General features: G+C 63.5%; 18 protein-coding genes. 7 read left to right on the plus strand and 11 right to left on the minus strand.

The genetic code is table 11. The annotated features are described in order from the left end of the window. The first annotated feature begins 565 nt into the window (after nucleotides 1-565). A complete protein-coding gene (locus BSL82_RS19050; protein WP_066664338.1) occupies nucleotides 566-1351 on the plus strand; it encodes an HAD-IIB family hydrolase in 786 nt (261 codons plus the stop codon). Here BSL82_RS19050 and BSL82_RS19055 read toward each other — a convergent pair. From BSL82_RS19055 to BSL82_RS20710, 5 genes are all read right to left on the minus strand, one after another. Then, on the minus strand, nucleotides 1345-1914 hold the full coding sequence (locus BSL82_RS19055) for a hypothetical protein (RefSeq protein WP_066968763.1): 570 nt from the start codon (nucleotides 1912-1914) through the stop codon (nucleotides 1345-1347). The two genes, BSL82_RS19050 and BSL82_RS19055, sit on opposite strands and share 7 nt — an antisense overlap. A 478-nt stretch (nucleotides 1915-2392) precedes the next feature. After that, nucleotides 2393-5629: an efflux RND transporter permease subunit gene (locus BSL82_RS19060; protein ID WP_066664343.1), complete on the minus strand. Its 3237-nt coding sequence runs from the start codon at nucleotides 5627-5629 to the stop codon at nucleotides 2393-2395. 2 nt (nucleotides 5630-5631) lie between these two features. After that, nucleotides 5632-6801: an efflux RND transporter periplasmic adaptor subunit gene (locus tag BSL82_RS19065; RefSeq protein ID WP_066664345.1), complete on the minus strand. Its 1170-nt coding sequence runs from the start codon at nucleotides 6799-6801 to the stop codon at nucleotides 5632-5634. A 3-nt stretch (nucleotides 6802-6804) separates the two neighbouring features. Then, a complete protein-coding gene (locus BSL82_RS19070; protein ID WP_066664347.1) occupies nucleotides 6805-8106 on the minus strand; it encodes a TolC family protein in 1302 nt (433 codons plus the stop codon). Between the two features lie 59 nt (nucleotides 8107-8165). Continuing rightward, complete coding sequence (locus tag BSL82_RS20710; protein WP_072599051.1) at nucleotides 8166-8501, minus strand: hypothetical protein; 336 nt, start codon at nucleotides 8499-8501, stop codon at nucleotides 8166-8168. 307 nt (nucleotides 8502-8808) lie between these two features. Between BSL82_RS20710 and BSL82_RS19080 the strand changes: the two genes are divergently transcribed. Next, nucleotides 8809-9621: a universal stress protein gene (locus tag BSL82_RS19080; RefSeq protein ID WP_226998777.1), complete on the plus strand. Its 813-nt coding sequence runs from the start codon at nucleotides 8809-8811 to the stop codon at nucleotides 9619-9621. A 170-nt stretch (nucleotides 9622-9791) separates the two neighbouring features. On the opposite strand, the gene BSL82_RS21285 is transcribed toward BSL82_RS19080, so the two are convergent. Continuing rightward, nucleotides 9792-10046 (minus strand): GDCCVxC domain-containing (seleno)protein, encoded by a 255-nt coding sequence (locus BSL82_RS21285; protein WP_072599028.1) that lies wholly within the window; start codon nucleotides 10044-10046, stop codon nucleotides 9792-9794. Then, entirely contained in the window at nucleotides 10039-10353 is a 315-nt protein-coding gene (locus BSL82_RS19090; RefSeq protein ID WP_231733841.1) for a mercuric transporter MerT family protein, read from the minus strand. Before BSL82_RS19090 ends, BSL82_RS21285 begins: the two co-directional genes overlap by 8 nt. A 143-nt stretch (nucleotides 10354-10496) precedes the next feature. Here BSL82_RS19090 and BSL82_RS19095 point away from each other — a divergent pair, with 143 nt between their 5' ends. Then, nucleotides 10497-10892 (plus strand): MerR family transcriptional regulator, encoded by a 396-nt coding sequence (locus BSL82_RS19095; RefSeq protein WP_066664352.1) that lies wholly within the window; start codon nucleotides 10497-10499, stop codon nucleotides 10890-10892. 27 nt (nucleotides 10893-10919) lie between these two features. Here BSL82_RS19095 and BSL82_RS19100 read toward each other — a convergent pair whose 3' ends face one another. From BSL82_RS19100 to BSL82_RS19110, 3 genes are all read right to left on the minus strand, one after another. Continuing rightward, a complete protein-coding gene (locus BSL82_RS19100) occupies nucleotides 10920-12803 on the minus strand; it encodes an FTR1 family protein (RefSeq protein ID WP_226998782.1) in 1884 nt (627 codons plus the stop codon). 77 nt (nucleotides 12804-12880) lie between these two features. Next, entirely contained in the window at nucleotides 12881-13525 is a 645-nt protein-coding gene (locus BSL82_RS19105) for a cation efflux transmembrane domain-containing protein (RefSeq protein ID WP_072599029.1), read from the minus strand. A gap of 59 nt (nucleotides 13526-13584) precedes the next feature. Then, the gene (locus BSL82_RS19110) at nucleotides 13585-14271 is read right to left on the minus strand and encodes a class I SAM-dependent methyltransferase (protein ID WP_066664359.1); all 687 of its coding nucleotides are present in this window, start codon (nucleotides 14269-14271) and stop codon (nucleotides 13585-13587) included. Between the two features lie 42 nt (nucleotides 14272-14313). On the opposite strand from BSL82_RS19110, the gene BSL82_RS19115 reads away from it, so the two are divergent. Together BSL82_RS19115 and BSL82_RS19120 are read left to right on the plus strand one after the other, a co-directional pair. Beyond that, nucleotides 14314-14733 (plus strand): MerR family transcriptional regulator, encoded by a 420-nt coding sequence (locus BSL82_RS19115; RefSeq protein ID WP_066664361.1) that lies wholly within the window; start codon nucleotides 14314-14316, stop codon nucleotides 14731-14733. Between the two features lie 3 nt (nucleotides 14734-14736). Further along, nucleotides 14737-15303: an MAPEG family protein gene (locus BSL82_RS19120; protein ID WP_066968760.1), complete on the plus strand. Its 567-nt coding sequence runs from the start codon at nucleotides 14737-14739 to the stop codon at nucleotides 15301-15303. Nucleotides 15304-15305: 2 nt separating this feature from the next. Here BSL82_RS19120 and BSL82_RS20715 read toward each other — a convergent pair whose 3' ends face one another. Then, nucleotides 15306-15449 (minus strand): hypothetical protein, encoded by a 144-nt coding sequence (locus tag BSL82_RS20715; RefSeq protein ID WP_155522949.1) that lies wholly within the window; start codon nucleotides 15447-15449, stop codon nucleotides 15306-15308. Nucleotides 15450-15771: 322 nt separating this feature from the next. Here BSL82_RS20715 and BSL82_RS19125 point away from each other — a divergent pair, with 322 nt between their 5' ends. After that, a complete protein-coding gene (locus tag BSL82_RS19125; protein WP_066665036.1) occupies nucleotides 15772-16131 on the plus strand; it encodes a hypothetical protein in 360 nt (119 codons plus the stop codon). 103 nt (nucleotides 16132-16234) lie between these two features. Beyond that, on the plus strand, nucleotides 16235-16573 hold the full coding sequence (locus tag BSL82_RS19130) for a hypothetical protein (protein WP_066665034.1): 339 nt from the start codon (nucleotides 16235-16237) through the stop codon (nucleotides 16571-16573). Nucleotides 16574-16575: the final 2 nt, after the last annotated feature.

The raw sequence follows: 16575 nt of genomic DNA on the forward strand, positions 1-16575 counted from the left end.
GTGGCCAGGTTCGCCTGCGATCGCCTGAACTGGAGCCAGCCGCTCGGCCCAAGCGTCGTCATAGTTCCCGGCGCTCGGGCCTAGCCGCTGTCGGCGGAGCGAAAACGACGGGGAGATTGCTGATTGCATCGTCGCGCGCCGCGACAGAACGCGACCGGGCTGTTGGCAGCGCTCGCCACCCGGTCTAATTCGTACCAATGACATCGCGACGCCGTTCGCTCCGTACTTGCAGCCCGCGAACGCGGACGGCGAACGGGAGCCAAAGTCGAGACTCGGGGTTCTTGTATACATCAGGTCCGGACGCCGTTGTCTTTGGCGGACGAGGAACTCGTGATTGTGCAACTACCGACACAATTGCATCGACACATCTGGGGGAAATCGATCATAAGCTTGCCGATCTTGCCGCCCTCCGCCGAGAGAGCGCCGCGCTGGACGCTCTTTGCGACGGCGGTACAGGCGGTCAGTGCCGAATACTGGAGGCGGTTGCTCCGATGCAAGAAGGCGGTCGCCCAATAGCCGCGCGCGGCAGGCTCGATTCCCCAACCGCCATCTTGGGGCGATTGGCATGAAGGCTCTGATTGCCTTCGATCTTGACGGCACACTTGCCGACAGCAAGCAGCCGCTGGACGAACGAATGGGACAAGCGCTCGCCGACCTGCTGGCCGTCGCCGAGGTCGCGATTATCTCAGGCGGGGACTGGCCGCAATTCGACAAGCAGGTTGCAAGCCGGCTCCCTGCAAGAGCGTATCGTGGCAGGTTGTGGCTGCTGCCGACCACCGGAACCAAGCTCTATCGGTATGACGGGACATGGCGGCGGGCTTACGCCGAGCTTTTCGGCAAAGAAGAAAAGAAGACAATTCTCGATGCTTTCGATGCGGCACTGGAGGCGACAGGGTTTCAGGCGGAGCGGAGTTGGGGCGAGCGGATCGAGGATCGTGGGAGCCAGATAACCTTCTCGGCGCTGGGGCAGCAAGCGCCACTGGACGCCAAGGAGCAATGGGATCCCGACTTTGCCAAGCGCAAGGCGATCCAGGCCGAGTTGATTCAGCGCCTACCGGGCTTTTCGATCAAAATGGGGGGGACGACGTCGATCGACGTGACTCGGGAGGGCGTGGACAAGGCCTATGGCCTCGAACGCCTGAGCTGCGAAAGCGGCATTCCGCTCGATGCGATGCTGTTCGTGGGCGACGCCATCTTTCCGGGTGGAAACGACTATCCCGCAAAGCTGCTGGGTCTCGATACGATCTGTGTCCGCGATCCGCGAGAAGCGCTTAGCGTAATCGCGGCAATCGTCGCTTGCCTCGCCGACCGTCACGCATTCCCCGAAGGCATCACCCCTCCCGATCAATGATGCTGGCGCGCACGATGATGTCGTTCGCGATGGTGGCGCGGCCGGTCGTGGCGGTTATAGGGGTGACGGTCATAGCGGTAAGGCCGCTCGTATTGGTGTGCCGGATACGCCGGATAGGAATAGGCGTAAGGCTCCGAATGGCGGTAATAGGGCTCCGGCTCCCGATATCCATGGCCGCGGTCGCCCAAGACCTCGTCACCGTAACCGCCACGATATCCGCCATCGTGATGTTGGGCCATCGCCGACGTCGGAACCGCGATCGTCAACGCGGCCAGGCCGGTCCATATGATCTTGCGCATCGCGTTCTCGTTTTGAATGCCGCCCCTCTGGAAGGGCCGAAGCTTATATGAAAAATTGCTTTTGAACGCCGAGTGAACGTTAGGAACAGTGAAATTGCCCCTTCGCATCGCCGAGTCCGGCGCGTCGAGCTGGACATTGGCACACCGCAAACAGTTGTCGGCGTCCCCGTAAGGCAGCAGCACTCGGCCACGCAGCGATCCGCCGTAAATGTAAACGACATTTGGGCCATGGTCGTCGCGATCTCCCGCGCGCCGTTCGATCAACGGCCCCGTGGGTGAAGCCAGCTCTTCTCGATATCGATCAGTGAGCCGCATTTACCGAACTGGGCGAAGCCTGAACGGGCGCTAGAGCAAGAATGCGTGTCCCGCCGTTCCAGGTCGCAAGATCCGAGGTGTGAGCAACCAGAGATTCTCAGCGTCCTGCAGTCCGGTCGCCAGGTGGCGCCCGTCGACTTGGCGCGAGAACACCGCCATACCTTTGCCCACCCCAAGGCGACCCGCCACAGACTACATTGCAAAGCGGTGGAAGTTCTCCATCTCTGGCATTTCCGCCATATGCCGCGCTCGCCGAGGGCAAATTGCGCGAATGATCGGCACGTGTGAAAGCGTCAAAGGAGGTTATATAGAATGGGTGTTTTCCTCCATGGTCAGGTTGCCTTTTCGCTGGTGTCTGATGCGGCGGACGGCAAAGCCGCCCGCCTCTTACAGGGATGCCCGTTGCCGATAGGGCGGCCACCAGGACTCACAGGGAAGCCTTGACGAGATTGGACGATCCCGGGTCGGGCCGCTTGTCCGGCGGCGGAATATCCGTCTCCCTGCGCCCGTAGCGCGCGTAGAGCGTCGGCAGCAGGAACAACGTCAGCAGGGTCGCCGAGATGAGCCCCCCGATGACCACCGTCGCCAGCGGCTTTTGAACTTCGGCGCCCGCACCCGACGCGATCGCCATGGGCACGAAGCCGAGTGACGCGACCAGCGCCGTCATGACCACGGGGCGCAAACGCATCATGGCGCCTTCACGGGCGGCTTTCGCGCGCTCCATGCCTCGGGCCATCAGTTCCTGAATCGATGTCACCATGACGAGTCCATTCAAGACCGCAATGCCGGACAGGGCGATGAAGCCGACCGCCGCCGAGATCGAAAAGGGCATGCCCCGCAGGAACAGGGCGAGCACGCCACCCACCAGCGCCAACGGCACGCCGGTGAAGACGATCGCTGCATCACGCATGCTTCCCAAGGCCCCGTAGAGCAGTAGGATGATGAGCGCGAAACAGGCCGGAACCACGAGCATCAGCCGCTCGCTCGCCGATTGTAGGTTCTCGAACTGGCCGCCCCAATCGAGATATTGCCCGGTGGAGAGACGCACCTCGCTCGCGATAGCAGCCTGCGCATCCGCAACCACGCCCGCCACGTCACGACCGCGCACATTCGCCTGCACGACGACCCGCCGCTTGCCATTTTCGCGGCTGATCTGGTTGGGACCATCGGTCACGCCAATGTCGGCGACGCTTTGAAGCGGCACGAACCCCCCATTCGGCAGCGGCACCGGCACCTGACCGAGCGTTTGCAGATTGGCGCGCGCCACATCCGACAGGCGGATGGTGATGGCGAAGCGCCGATCTCCTTCGAAGATCATGCCGGCGTCCCGTCCGCCGATCGCGGCTGAGATGGTGTCCTGCACGGTCTGCGCGGTGATGCCGAGCCTCGACATGATGTCGCGGCGCGGCCGAATGTCGAGCATCGGCAGGCCTTCGGTCTGTTCCACCCGAACGTCGACGGCACCTTCCGTCTTGCGCAGGACAGCCGCGATAGCATTGGCCGTCGCGTTCATCGCGTCGGTGTCGTCGCCGAACACCTTGACCGCGATGTCGCCCCTCACGCCGGCGATCAGCTCGTTGAAGCGCATCTGGATGGGCTGGGTGATCTCGAACGCACCACCCGGCAGACTTTCAAGCGTCTTCTCGACTTTCGCCACCAAGTCGGACTTGCTGAGCCCCGAGTCCGGCCACTCATCGCGCGGCTTGATGATGATGAAGGTGTCGGAGATGTTGGGGGGCATGGGGTCGGCGGCGAGTTCCGCCGTACCGGTCTTGGAGAAAACGAACCGCACCTCGGGCAGCTTGCCGAGTTCCCGCTCGATCCGCGACTGCATTGCCTGACTCTGATCGATTGACGTTCCCGGCACGCGGAGCACCTGGGCGGTCAGGTCGCCTTCATCAAGCTGGGGCAAGAACTCTTGGCCCAGGAACGAGAAGGTCAGGATCGCGGCAAGGAAGGCGCCGATACCCACGCCCATTGTGAGCGTTGGCCGCTTCATCGCGCGATCAAGGCCCGGCTCGTACTTGTGCTTGAGCCAGGTCATGATCCTTCCTTCCTTCTCTTCGACCGGCTTCGACAGCCAGATCGCCAGCATGGCCGGCACGAAGGTCAACGAGAGGATGAAGGCGAAGACGAGTGCCATAATGACCGTCAGCGCCATCGGCGTGAAGGTCTTGCCTTCGACGCCAGTGAGCGTGAGCAGCGGCACATAGACGAGGATGATGATCGCCTGCCCGAACACGGACGGGCGGATCATTTCGCGGGCGGCATGCGCTACGACCGACAACCGTTCGTCGAGTGCGAGCGTGCGGCCGTAATGATGTTGCCGCTCAGCGATGCGTCGCAGCGCATTCTCGACGATGATGACCGCGCCGTCGACGATCAGGCCGAAGTCCAGCGCGCCGAGGCTCATCAGATTGGCCGAGACGCCGCCGCGCAACATGCCGAAGCTGGTCATTGCCATGGTGATCGGGATCACCAGTGCCGCGATCAGCGCTGCCCGGAAATTGCCGAGCAGCACGAATAGCACGACGATGACGAGCAGCGCGCCTTCGGTGAGGTTCTTGGCCACCGTCTTGATCGTCGAATTGACCAGCGCTGTGCGATCAAGCACCGGCTGAATCACAACGTCGGTCGGCAGCGAGGCATTGATTCCATCAAGCCGCTCCGCGACCGCCGAGGCAACGGTGCGGCTGTTTTCACCGATCCGCATGATCGCGGTGCCGACGACGACTTCTTTGCCGTTTTCCGACGCGGAGCCGTAGCGGATCGCCTGCCCGAGACGCACCTGCGCCACCTGGTCGAGCCGGATCGGCGTGCCTTCGCGGGTCGCGATGACGGTGCCGGCCAGCTCGCCGACATTGCGGATGCGCGCGTCGGAGCGGACAGCGAGGCCCTCGCCGCCACGATCGACCACGCCCGCGCCGACGCCCACGTTATTCTCTTCGAGCGCGCGGGCGAGATCGGTCAGGTTCAGCCCAAGTGCAGCAAGCCGCTGGACGTCGGGAATGACCTGAAACTGCTTCACATGGCCGCCGATCGAATCGACGCCGGCAAGGCCCGGCGTATTCTTCAGCAGCGGCGCGACGATCCAGTCTTGTGCGGTGCGCAGATAGGTCGCCTGATCGGCCTCGCTGACAAGCCGGTCGCCCTCTGGCGTGATGTAACTGCCATCCGGCTGCATGCCGGGCTCGCCCGGCTTGTGCTTGTCTTCCTTCCGGTGCTGGAAACGGACAGTCCACATATAGACTTCGCCCAGGCCCGTCGCGATCGGCCCCATCGTCGGCACCGCACCATCGGGCAGGCTTTCTTCCGCGACGCGCAACCGCTCCGCGACCTGCTGGCGCGCAAAGTAAATGTCGGTCGAATCCGTGAAGACCGCCGTGACCTGGGCAAAACCATTGCGGCTGAGCGACCGGGTGTATTCAAGGCCGGGAACCCCGGCGAGCGCGGTTTCGATCGGGAAAGCGATTTGCTTCTCGACCAGTTCGGGTGAAAGGGCCGGCGCGGCGATGTTCACCTGCACCTGATTGTTGGTGATGTCGGGAACGGCGTCGATTGGCAGGCGCGAAAGCGCCCAGCCTCCGATAGCCGCAGCGATGAGCGTCATGAGCAGGATGAACCAGCGACGCTCGACGGAAAATGTGACGATGCGGTCTATCATGATCAGTGCCCATGCTCCGCTTCGCCCTTTCCGAGCTCAGCCTTGAGGGTGAAGCTATTGGGGCCGGCGAGCTGTTCGTGGCCCTTGAGCCCCGACGTCACGACCACGTTGTCGCCGTTCGGGCTTCCGAGCGTGACAGGGGTCGCCTTGAAGCCATGGTCGGTGCGCACAAACACCGTGGACCTGCCTTCGACGGTCTGTACCGCGCTTTGCGGCACGAGCAGCGATGCGGGGCCGCTGCCCGCAAGCTGGATCGCCGCCGTCACGGGCTCGCCCACGCGCCATTGGCCGGCTCGGTTGTCGATGACCGCGATCACGCTCGCAAGGCGCGTGGTTTCATCGAGGATTGGGGAGACGAAATCGACCCGCGCCACCGATCGCCGATCGCCCGCCAGGATCTCGATTTGAGAGCCGGGGCGCACCTTGCCGGCATCAGCCGGTGACAGCGCCAGCGTCACCGCGACCCGCCCGAGGTTGGCGACGCGGAACAGCTCGGCATCGGCGGCGACCGTCTGGCCCAGCGTCACGCTGCGCGCGACGACCTGGCCCGAGAGGGGAGCATTGATCGCGATGCGATTGAGCGCGCCGCCGCCGCCGCCAGCGGCCGACACCTGTTGCTGCGCGAGACGCAGCGCGATGCGTGCTTCTGTGGCTGCCGTGCGGGCCGCAATCAGATCCTGTTCGGGCGACACACGCTCGTTGAACAGACGCTGTTCGCGACGGAGATTGCTCTCGGCGAGCGCCAGTCTGGCCCGCGCGGCCTCAATTTCGGCGTTGAGCGATGCCGCTTCACGGCTTTCGATGACAGCGAGCGTCTGCCCGCGTCCGACGGACTGGCCGAGGTTGCGCGTGAGCGAGACGACACGCCCGCCGATCGCGGCGGACACGACCTGCATACCTTGGGGGTCGCCTTCGATCGTTGCGGGGAGGGTCAACGCACCCCCACCGCTGCGGATCACGCGGACCAGCTCGACACCGGCTTTGCGAATCTGATCGGCGCTAAGGTCGATTTCGCCTTCTTCGTCGGCATGACCTCCCTCTTCGGATGCCGCGCCATTTTTGGCCGTGGTGGCGTTCTGCGCGTCGTCCGCCGCCTTCTCGCCGCCGGAACATCCGGCCATCAGGAGTGCGGCCAGCGTGAGCGGCAAGATCGCCATGGTACGGGTTTTCATTTGTCATTCCCCCTGTGTGATCGGCGCGCGGGCGGTAAGCCGCTCAAGCTGCGCCTGGGCGATGTGGTAGGAGAGCAGCGCGTCGATCGCAGCCGCCCGTGTCTGGGCGAGCGTGCGTTCGGCATCGAGTAGATCGAGCTGGCCGAACTTGCCCTCGCGATAGCCGATGCGGGCGATGCGGGCGGCTTCTTCGGCCGCCGCGAGCGCGGGTCCACTGGCCGCCGCCGCATTTGTGGCGGCGTTGGCGGCATCGGCTTGGGCGCGCGCAATGGCCTGGTCCACATCGAGTGCCGTGAGGCGTCGCCGCGCGTCCGCGCTCTGCCGTTCGGCGGTGGCTTGGCTCAACGCCGCCCGGCCGTTGTTGAACATCGGGATCGGGATCGACAGGCTGAAAATCGCCGCCGTGTCATTGGTCTGTTCGAGCCGGCGCGCGCCGGCCCCAAGCGTCAGGTCGGGAACGCGCTGCGAGCGCGCGAGGCGCACGCCGGCGTCGGCGATAGCGAAGTCGGCATTGGCCGCCGCCATCATGAGCGTGCCCGTGCTGTCTATTGGCCGGAGGGGGCCATAGGTCGCGGGCGCGCGGGAGAACCAGTCCGTGTCGAGCGGCCCCGCGATGGGTTGGCCGATAATTCGCGACAGGGTGAACCGCGCGACTTCGACAGCCCGTTCTTCCCGCGTTAGCGCAGCGTCGGCATTGACCCGTGCTACGTTCGCTCGCTCTGCCTCGATCGGCGACGCGCGGCCCGCCTGCACGCGGACCTGCGCGGCGCGCAGGGTTTCATTTGCGATACGGGCCTGATCGCGGGCGGTAATGAGCCGACGTTCCGCCGAGGCGGCCTCCGCGTAGGCGCGAATGACGTTCAGCCGGAGATCGGCTTGTGCGATCGTGGCCTGTATGGTGGCCCGGTCGGTTCGAGCGTCCGCGACGGCGATCCGAGCCGATCGCTTGCCGCCGAGTTCGATCGGCAGCGTAAGCGATGTGGTCGCTTCGAGGCTCTGCGTGCCACGGTACGGGCCGGAACCAGCGACATTTTCAGCTTCGACCATGACGCTTGGATTGGGCCGGAGCCCCGCGACGCGCCGTCCCGCTTCGGCAGCGCGAATGTCCGCCGTGGCGGCTTCGAGCGACGGCGAAACGACGCCGGCAAGTTCGAGAGCGCGATCGACTGTGAAAGATGGGCCTATTAAGGCGGGCGACGTGCTTTGGGGCTGAGCGGCTCCGGTATCAACCGGCGACGCGGTTTGGGCCTGCGCGATGCTCGCGCAAGCGGTCGCGGCCAGCAAGGCCGCGAGCAATCGGTGCATGATCGAAAGACTCCTGATAATTCCGGGGGAGTCCCACGGATGGGACTAGGCTGGAATCGTCATGCCTTTGGAGGTCGGTGATTTGGATCGGGCGCGCTCGAGACGCGAGCCTTCGCATTCGGAAGCAAGGGCGGCGCTGTGCGCAGATGCGCTTGGGTGGCGAATCCTTCCTTCTCGGGCTCGCCTACTTGTTCACCCTGGCAGCTACCGTGATGGTGCGCTGCCGCCTTGTCATCTTCAGACGGAACTTGCTCGCGAACGTCATCGACATAGCCGAGGTGCGCCGCAGCATCTGAACCCACGCATCTAATGGGTTCGGCCGCGCGCGCAGCCGTGCCCGCGGTCAGCGACAGCGAGACGAGGCACGTCAGGATCAAAGCGAGGAAGCGTCCCATGGCGGGCGCCCTATAGCACGCCAACCAATTCAGAAAAGGATTCATTTGCTGATTTTGGCTTGATGTGCTGGTATATCATGCATTTATTAGTCGACAGCTAGTTGTCGAACGCGGACATCGAATCATGCCAATATCGCGCATGACTTCGCCAAGGTCAGAATAGTCATTCTGCAACATAGATGTGGAGAAGGTCGCGGCCAATTTTGGTCTACTGGAAAAGCATCGGCAAAGCCATTCTGCAACCAGCAGAGCGATCGAACGCTGTTATCAGTAAAACCAATCTCAGCCGAGAAAAGGAGGGAAGAAAATGACCCCGGAGATACTGCGCAGCCTCGTCGTGGACGCAACCCCTGATGGCCCCCTCGAGCAACGTCTCGAGGCGGCATTGCAAATTGCCAACGAGCACAAGGGCTCCCTCGTGGCCGTTTGCCCAGCATGGCCTACGGGCATGTCCTTCGCTGATGCCCTCGTCCGCGGTCCTCTTCAATCGATGGCTCGGGAAGAAGAAATGCGTCAAGCGATCGCGACTTCGCGAGCAACATTCGATCGCTTGACGCAAGGCTCCTCAGTCACGACCGATTGGTGCGACAGCATTGCTGATCCTGCCGTCGTCCTGCGCGAGCACGGCTTGCTGGCCGACCTCATCATCATGAGTTTGCCGAGGGAGAGCGAGGTGGCGCAGGCCGATCCCGTCGATCTCGCTGCCGCCACAGGCACGCCCATTCTTCGCTTGGGTGCTGCAACCTCGCGAGAGGCCTTTCGACGCGTGCTGATCGGTTGGAAGGATTGCCGGGAGTCGCGTTGCGCCTTGCGGGCAGCCCTACCCATCCTGCGGCGGGCCGAAACCATCCTCATCGTAGGCGTGGGCGACGAAGCGTCATCGGAGTGCCTCAGCGCCGTGCAGCGTTATCTTTGCGCCCGCGATATGAACGCACAACACGACCATGTTCCCGACAATGGCAAAGGTGCGGCTGCATCGATGACTGAGATTGCCCGGCGCGACGGCTATGGCCTGCTGGTGGCGGGCGCTCGGGCGCAAGGCCGGTGGAAAGAGCGGATAGTCGGTGGCGCCACCGAGGAATTGCTGAGGACCGATGTGAACTGGCTTCTGGCAAATTAGATATGCGGCTCGCTATTCAAGCAAGCTGCGGTAGTGCCCCACCGGCGGATGGGCGCTCCAGATTCGGAGGGGGCATGATCCCTGCTCTGATGACCAGAACGGCGGCATGAACGACAACCGGATGAGCGTAACTCAGCCGCCAAACGGTCCAAGAAAGGCGGCGCCACCTCTCAAATATGGGAGAACGGCGCTGTCGCATCACCACAGCTGGCCGCGCTTCTGCCTTCAAGCTGGATCGGTGGGCAAGGAATGCTGCCGAATGAACAGAAGACGCAGCAATCACCATGCTTCGGCCGGAGGACCGCACCGCAACCGGCGCAGTCGTAGAAATATTGGCATGCGTTGGTCGGCATGATCTCTGTTTTCACGAAGTTGCAGTGCGGACAGGTGAGCGTCGATTCGAGCTGAGGCGCCTGCTCAGACATAGGAATAGCCGAGCCAAAGCAGGGCCGCGCCGGTGAGCAGCCCGATGAAGAGGATCAAGCGCAGCCACACCGGGGTGCAGGCACGTTCTGAATCACAAGTGGCGGTAGAACGTTGCATCCGCCAGAGCAGGAGCGTGCCTCCGGCAAGGCTGAGCGCGCTCAGCCACAACAGAAGATCGCGATAAGGGGCCGCCGTCGTCGCAATCCCGCCGAACCAGGCGGCACTGATCCCCACAGTCGTGAACAGGAAAGGCAAGGCGCAGCAAGCAGCCACGCCAAAGGCGGCCGTAACGCCTCCGAGCGTCAACAGGACCGCTCCACTTGTTCGCGCTCCGCCTCGTGAACCGGTCCGCATCAACGACTCCTTGAATCTGTCATGAGGAGGTCATACCGTCTGTAGTAGCTACAGACTCAAGCCATTATTTTCGGAAGGCACGTGTGAGCGGAGAGATGATCGCGATTGGGGAACTGTCGCGCCAGGCTGGCTGCAACATCGAGACGATCCGCTATTATGAGCGAATCGGCCTTACGCCAAGGGCGAGCCGGCGGGGCCGCTATCGCAGCTATGATGCTGACGATGTCAGGCGGCTGCGCTTCATCCGCCGTGCGCGCGAGCTCGGCTTTACGCTTGAAGAGATCCGCGCACTGATCGGGATTGCCGCTGCAGGTGAGGTGTCATGCGCGGATGCGCGCGGTATCGCCGCCGCGCATCTCGCAAGCGTGCGCGCACGGCTCTTCGATCTGCGGCGGATGGAAGAGGTTCTTCATGAAGTCGTGCGCGCTTGTGATGCAGGCGAGCATGCCGGATGCCCATTGATCGAGACGCTTTCTGCGGACGCTAGCTGAGCGACGCGGTGCCATCACAGGACGCTTCTACTCGGCCGCGGCGGTGCCTGTCGCATGCCTTCGACCATTATACCAGAATCCAACACACAGGATCGCGAGCGCGAGAAGTTGGAGCAGCAGCGGTTGCAATGAGGGGAAGATGCCGAGCATCGACAACCTCGGCACATGCGCGACCGGCGTGATGTCGATGAGCCCGGCCTCCTGGAGCGCGGCCGTGCCCTTGCCGGCGAGCACCACTGCCAGGATGGCGACGAGCACCGAGCTGTAGGCGAAGAATTTCCCGATCGGCAGCACGCGGCTGTAACGCAGCATTGCCCAGGCAACCACGGCGAGCGCCGCGACCGCGGTTGCAGCACCTGCCGCGATGACGCCGCCGCGCCCTTGCGCCGCCAGCGCCGCGAAGAACAGGATCGTCTCGAACGCCTCTCGATAGACGACGAGAAAGGCGAGTCCGAACAGGAACCAGGCCGAGCGTCGCGACAACGCCTTGCCGAGCGCTTCGCGGATATAGCGTTGCCAGCTTTCGGCATGCGACTTGCCGTGCATCCAGATGCCCACAGAGACCAGCACCACCGCCGCGAAGAGTGAGCCGAACCCTTCGGTCAGTTCGCGGCTCGCGCCGCTGATCGAGATCGCATAGGTCGCAACCGCCCAGGTCGCGCCGCCCGCAACGAGCGCGGCGATCCAGCCGCCATGAACAAAGGGCAGAACTTCCGGCCGGTCGGCCTTGCGGAGGAAGGCGATCATCGCGACGACGATCAGCAGCGCCTCGAGCCCTTCGCGCAGCAAAATGGTGAGTGCGCCGATGAAGGTCGAGACGTCGCTCGCCGCATCGGGCGACAGCACGGTCTCTGCGTCTGCGAACAGACCCTCGATCACGGCGACCTTGTCGGCGAGTACCTCTGCCGGCTCACCGCGACCGATCGCGGTCCGGAATTCCCCCATCGCGCCCTCGATGCGCGCCATCAGTGTCGCGTCGCGGGCAGTGAGGATCGGCTCCACCGGCTCGAACCCATCGAGATAGGCCGAGAGTGCAAGCCGCTCGGCGTTGCGCCTGTCGCCCGCGCGATAGGCGGTGAGGCTTTGTGAAAGCTTCTCGCGTGCGACCGCGAGCGATGCGGGTGTCGGCATGCTGAGTGCCTGCGGGTTCATGCGCAGGTAAGCGACGACGGCATCCGCCTTATTCTGCCCTATAGCGCGGCCGAGTTCCTCCGGCGTCATGCTGGTGAAGGCCTGGAGATCGGGGAAACGCTGGCGCAGGGCGGCGTTGCTCTTCCACATGCGCTCGCCCGCCGCCGCGTCCTTGAACGCGAAACCACCGACATAGGCTGCAAGCGCCCAGCGGTCTTCCGATGGCAGATGCGAAAAGCTCTGCATGGCCGTGCCGTCGAGCCCTTGATCGATCACCTGATAGAGCGCGAACAGGCTGCGTTTGCGCGCACGCTCAGCGTCGGTGAAGGCGATCGGCGGCGGATCCATTCCAACCGCCTGCGGACCGCGGCCGTCGCCCTTGGCGCCGTGGCAGCTCGCGCAATTCTCGGCGTAGAGCGCCCTGCCGCGTGCAGGATCGGGCGCCTTGGCGGGCGCAAGTGGCACCGGATAGGCGGCCAGCAGATCACTCGCCAAGGCTCGCGCCTTCTGCGCCACCACTTCCGGCGCTGCCTTTGAAGCGATGGCGGCCTCAAGCCCCTGGGCCTCGCCGATCAGCCTGGCCCGTCCGGGCTTCGAAGGAAGGGCCGCGATGCCGGTCCGGATCGTCGCCGAGAATTCGGTCATCTCAGCATATTCATTCGTGCTCGTGACGCGGCCGCCCGACACTGCTCCGGCATAGTCGACAGCCACATAGTCGAGAAGCCGCCAAATGGTCTGAACCTCGCCGCCTTGCGCTCGCGCAGCTACCGGAGAGAGCATGATGCCGCCCAGCGCTGCAAGAAGAAGAGTGAACAGGCGAAGACGGAAAAGCAGGACCACGCAGTGAACTCCAAAGATCAAGCCGTCTGCGTCAACTCGCGCAGCTCGGTACGCGCGCCGCGGAGGATTTCATAGGCGGAGTGAAGGAAGAGGACCGCGATTACCGAGGCAACCGCAAGGTCGGGCCAGGCGCTGTCCGTCCACGCGACAAGCCCAGCAGCCACAATGACCGCGACATTGGCGAGCGCATCGTTGCGGCTGAACAGCCAGACCGCTCGCACATTTGCATCGCCTTCGCGAAACCGCGAGAGTACGAATGCCGAGGTCACGTTCACGATGAGTGCTACGACGCCGAGAGCGCCCATCAGATCGGCCTCGGGCGGGACCGCGGTCAAGGCACGCCAAAGAGCGACGCCGATCACGCCAAGCCCCAGCGTCAACAGGAATATGCCCTGCACAAGCGCGACCCGGGCGCGCGCTGCGGCGGTCCAGCCGAGCGCGATGAGGCCTACCAGCGTGATCGTCCCGTCGCCGATGAAATCGAGCGAGTCGGCCTTGAGCGCCTGGCTGTCGGCGATAAAGCCGCCGACGATCTCGCATGCGCCGAAGCCGAGATTGAGGAGCACGGCGATCCAGAGCGCACGCCGGTAGGCCGGATCCTTCTCCGCGCGCGCGCTGTCCCCAGTGCAGCCACAGCCGCTTGCTTCATCCGAATCTGCCATGTGCTGCTTCTACAACCTCCAGTAACTGTAGAAGCAAGCATTTCTGCAAATGGTTCGCGTTATAGGTTTTTGGGAGCCTGGAGGAGGAACAAGCTGATCGCGCCGGTGAGCGTCGGGATCGCTCGCAGGGGGGCTACCGGTCCGCCTGCCAAATCGGCAAGAATGGCCTCGATCGCGCCCTCGGCATTGGGCTGGGTATCGGCGAAACCATCGAGACGCTGCACGGTCAGCCGGAACAGCGAGCGCATCAGTGGCGATGTTTGCGCCGCATAGTCAGCGATGTGAAGTTCCCCGCCGGGCTTCAGCGCTGCGGCCATCGCTGCAATCCCGCTTCGCTTTCCAGCCAAGGGAACCTGATGAAAGACGAGGCTCGAGACGGTCTTGTCGAAGCGTGCGCCCAAGGTTGCCGCATCGCTTGCAAAGCCTTGGCGCCACTCAATCTCCACGCCTGCCCTTCTCGCCTTGGCTTCGGCGCGATGAAGAACGTCCGCATCAGGGTCGAGCCCTATGATCCGGGCATCCGGAGCCCGACCTTTCATCAGAAGCGCAAAGCTGCCCGTGCCGCAGCCGACATCGAGGATAGTCTCGCCGTTGCGCGGCGCCACTTGCCCAAGGAGCGCGGTTCGCCACAGCCGCTCGCGCGTTAGCAGCCTGATGGCGAAATCATAGGCGCCGGTCAGTCCGGCTCGCCCGAGCGCGGGCGTGAAGCGCTCATCGGCTGAGACTGTTTTTTCGGGTTTGGACATGGATAAGCTATACAATCTCCAGTAACTGGAGGATCAAGAGGCATGACCAAGCTGCTGGCAATCGGTGATCTGGCGAGGCGGACCGGAACCAAGGTCAACACGATCCGCTTCTATGAGGATATTGGTCTCCTCCCGCGCGCCCTGCGGACCGCCTCGGGACGGCGCACCTATGGCGCCGCGGACGTGCGCCGCCTTGCCTTCATCCGACATGGCCGTGGCCTTGGCTTCTCAGTCGAGGAGATCCGCTCGCTCCTTGCGCTCGCCGACGAGCCGGAACGCGACTGCGCCGAGGCGGCGGCAATTGCACGCCGCCATCTACGGGATATCGAAATGCGCATCGCACAGCTTGAGACGCTGCGCGATGCGCTCGCGGAGGTCGCTGTTTCCTGCGAGGGCGGTCGCGCGGGCGATTGCCGCGTGATCGAAGCAATTGCCGGCGCGGAACTATCGGTCGAGGCCTGATCCATGGAGAAGGTGACGGACTTAGAGGCCGAGCAGCGCAAAATCATCCGGCGGGCCGCGGTGGCCATCGTCTTCTGCGTGCTTGTACTTGCCGGAAGCTACCTCCTGCTGCCGCGCTTGATGGCTTTCCCGACCGGTCTTGCCCAACGCCTTGCCTTCGCGCTTCAGGCAGACCTCTTCGTTCTGATCTGGATCATTATCGGAGTCAGGATGGTGTCGAGGGGACGCTTTCATTCTGCCATCGACAATCCCGGCTCCGCCTTTGCTCCGCCGAGTCCGGCGATTGCTGTCCAGGTCGCCTTCCTTCAGAACACGCTCGAACAGGCGGTGGCCGCCGTTGGCGCTCATCTGGCGCTTGCAACCTTGATCAGCGGCCCGTTGCTCGCGCTGATACCTGGCGCCGTCTTCCTCTTTGCGATCGGACGGTTCACTTTTCTGCGCGGGTATCCCCATGGCGCCGGTGCACGGGCATTCGGTGTCGTGACGACGGTTGTTCCGACCATCGGCGCCTATGGCTGGGCGATCGGCCTCATTCTTTTTCGGTCGCTTTCGGGGTCATCGGCGACTTGAGGCTAGCGCGGCCCCGATCGCAGATATTTTACAAGAGCCGCAGTCGTGAGCAAAAGCACGACAATGACCAGCAGCCATATGAGGCCCATCCCGATCATCATCAGTCTGCTACCACCGCTCATCATCTCCATGCAGTTGGCAGGCATCGTTTCTCTCCTTGGCGTCCAAGCTCTATTATGCGCCGTGAGATACCCAACGGCGATATGTGGGCGACCCACATTCGCTGAAGCTTCGATTCCCATGCGCCGCCTGTGCTCGATGCGTGACGACAACAGGAAATGCGAAACCTCGCTTAAATGTGCATAGGTCCTAATCTGCCGGGTCGTTGCACGAACGGGATCGAACCCAACCCGCGGGCAGCTTGAGCTACCCCCAGCATCTCGCAACGCGGCGCGAACCCTTTCATTCACCGAGGACAGCAGGCCGTCAGCGCTTGACGCAGGGCGACGAGAAGCAGACAATATTCATATGAGGCGAGCACTGAAAATCGTGCTGGTCATAGCCGCCTTGCTTGGGCTCTTCGGGCAGACGGTGGCGATTGCTGCAAGCCCCGCCACGGCGGCTATCGAGGCAATGGCTCCGGCGACCATGCCGATGGATTGCGTCGGCATGATGCAGGGCGATAGCGACAAATCGGTTCCCTGTGACCGGATGACGCTCGCGTGCGTTGCTGGCCTCTGCTGTGCGATGCCGTTCATGCTCCATGTTGGACAGCCCGTAGTGGCAGAAACGATGATCGACGCCGGCTCTCTGGCATGGCCGTCAACCTCGTCCATAGAGGGACGATCGACCCAGCCCGAACAACATCCACCCAACTCCTTGGCCTGATAATTCGCCAGGCGAACCCTTCCCAGCACTGGACTGCGCGGTGCGCTGTCCAGTGCTTCGGCGCCAGTTCGTCCAAGGCACTATCAGTCCAAGGAGAGGAATCATGAAGACCTTGATATTCGGCGCTGCGGTGGCCGCATTCACGACACTCGTCGGCGTCCCTGTCCCGGTATGGGCACAAGCAGATGTCGAGAAACCGGCGACCATCAAATGCGAGTGGCAACCCCAGGCACCTGGTCCGCGTGCGCCGCTGAGTGCGCGGGTCTGCAAGAAGGTCGGCGACGAGCGCAAACAGTGGACAGGCAAAGGCGGACCGGAATGCGATCCAGCCTACACTGGCGAGACCGGCCGTTATGTGTGGCGGATGCGGCCGCAATATGGTCCGCGTGCGCCCATGCAGGGACCGGTCCGCGTTTGGGTCGATGGGCGCGATGTCTGCTGATG

It is taken from the genome of Tardibacter chloracetimidivorans, from assembly GCF_001890385.1.
Classification (GTDB): Bacteria; Pseudomonadota; Alphaproteobacteria; order Sphingomonadales; family Sphingomonadaceae; genus Tardibacter; species Tardibacter chloracetimidivorans.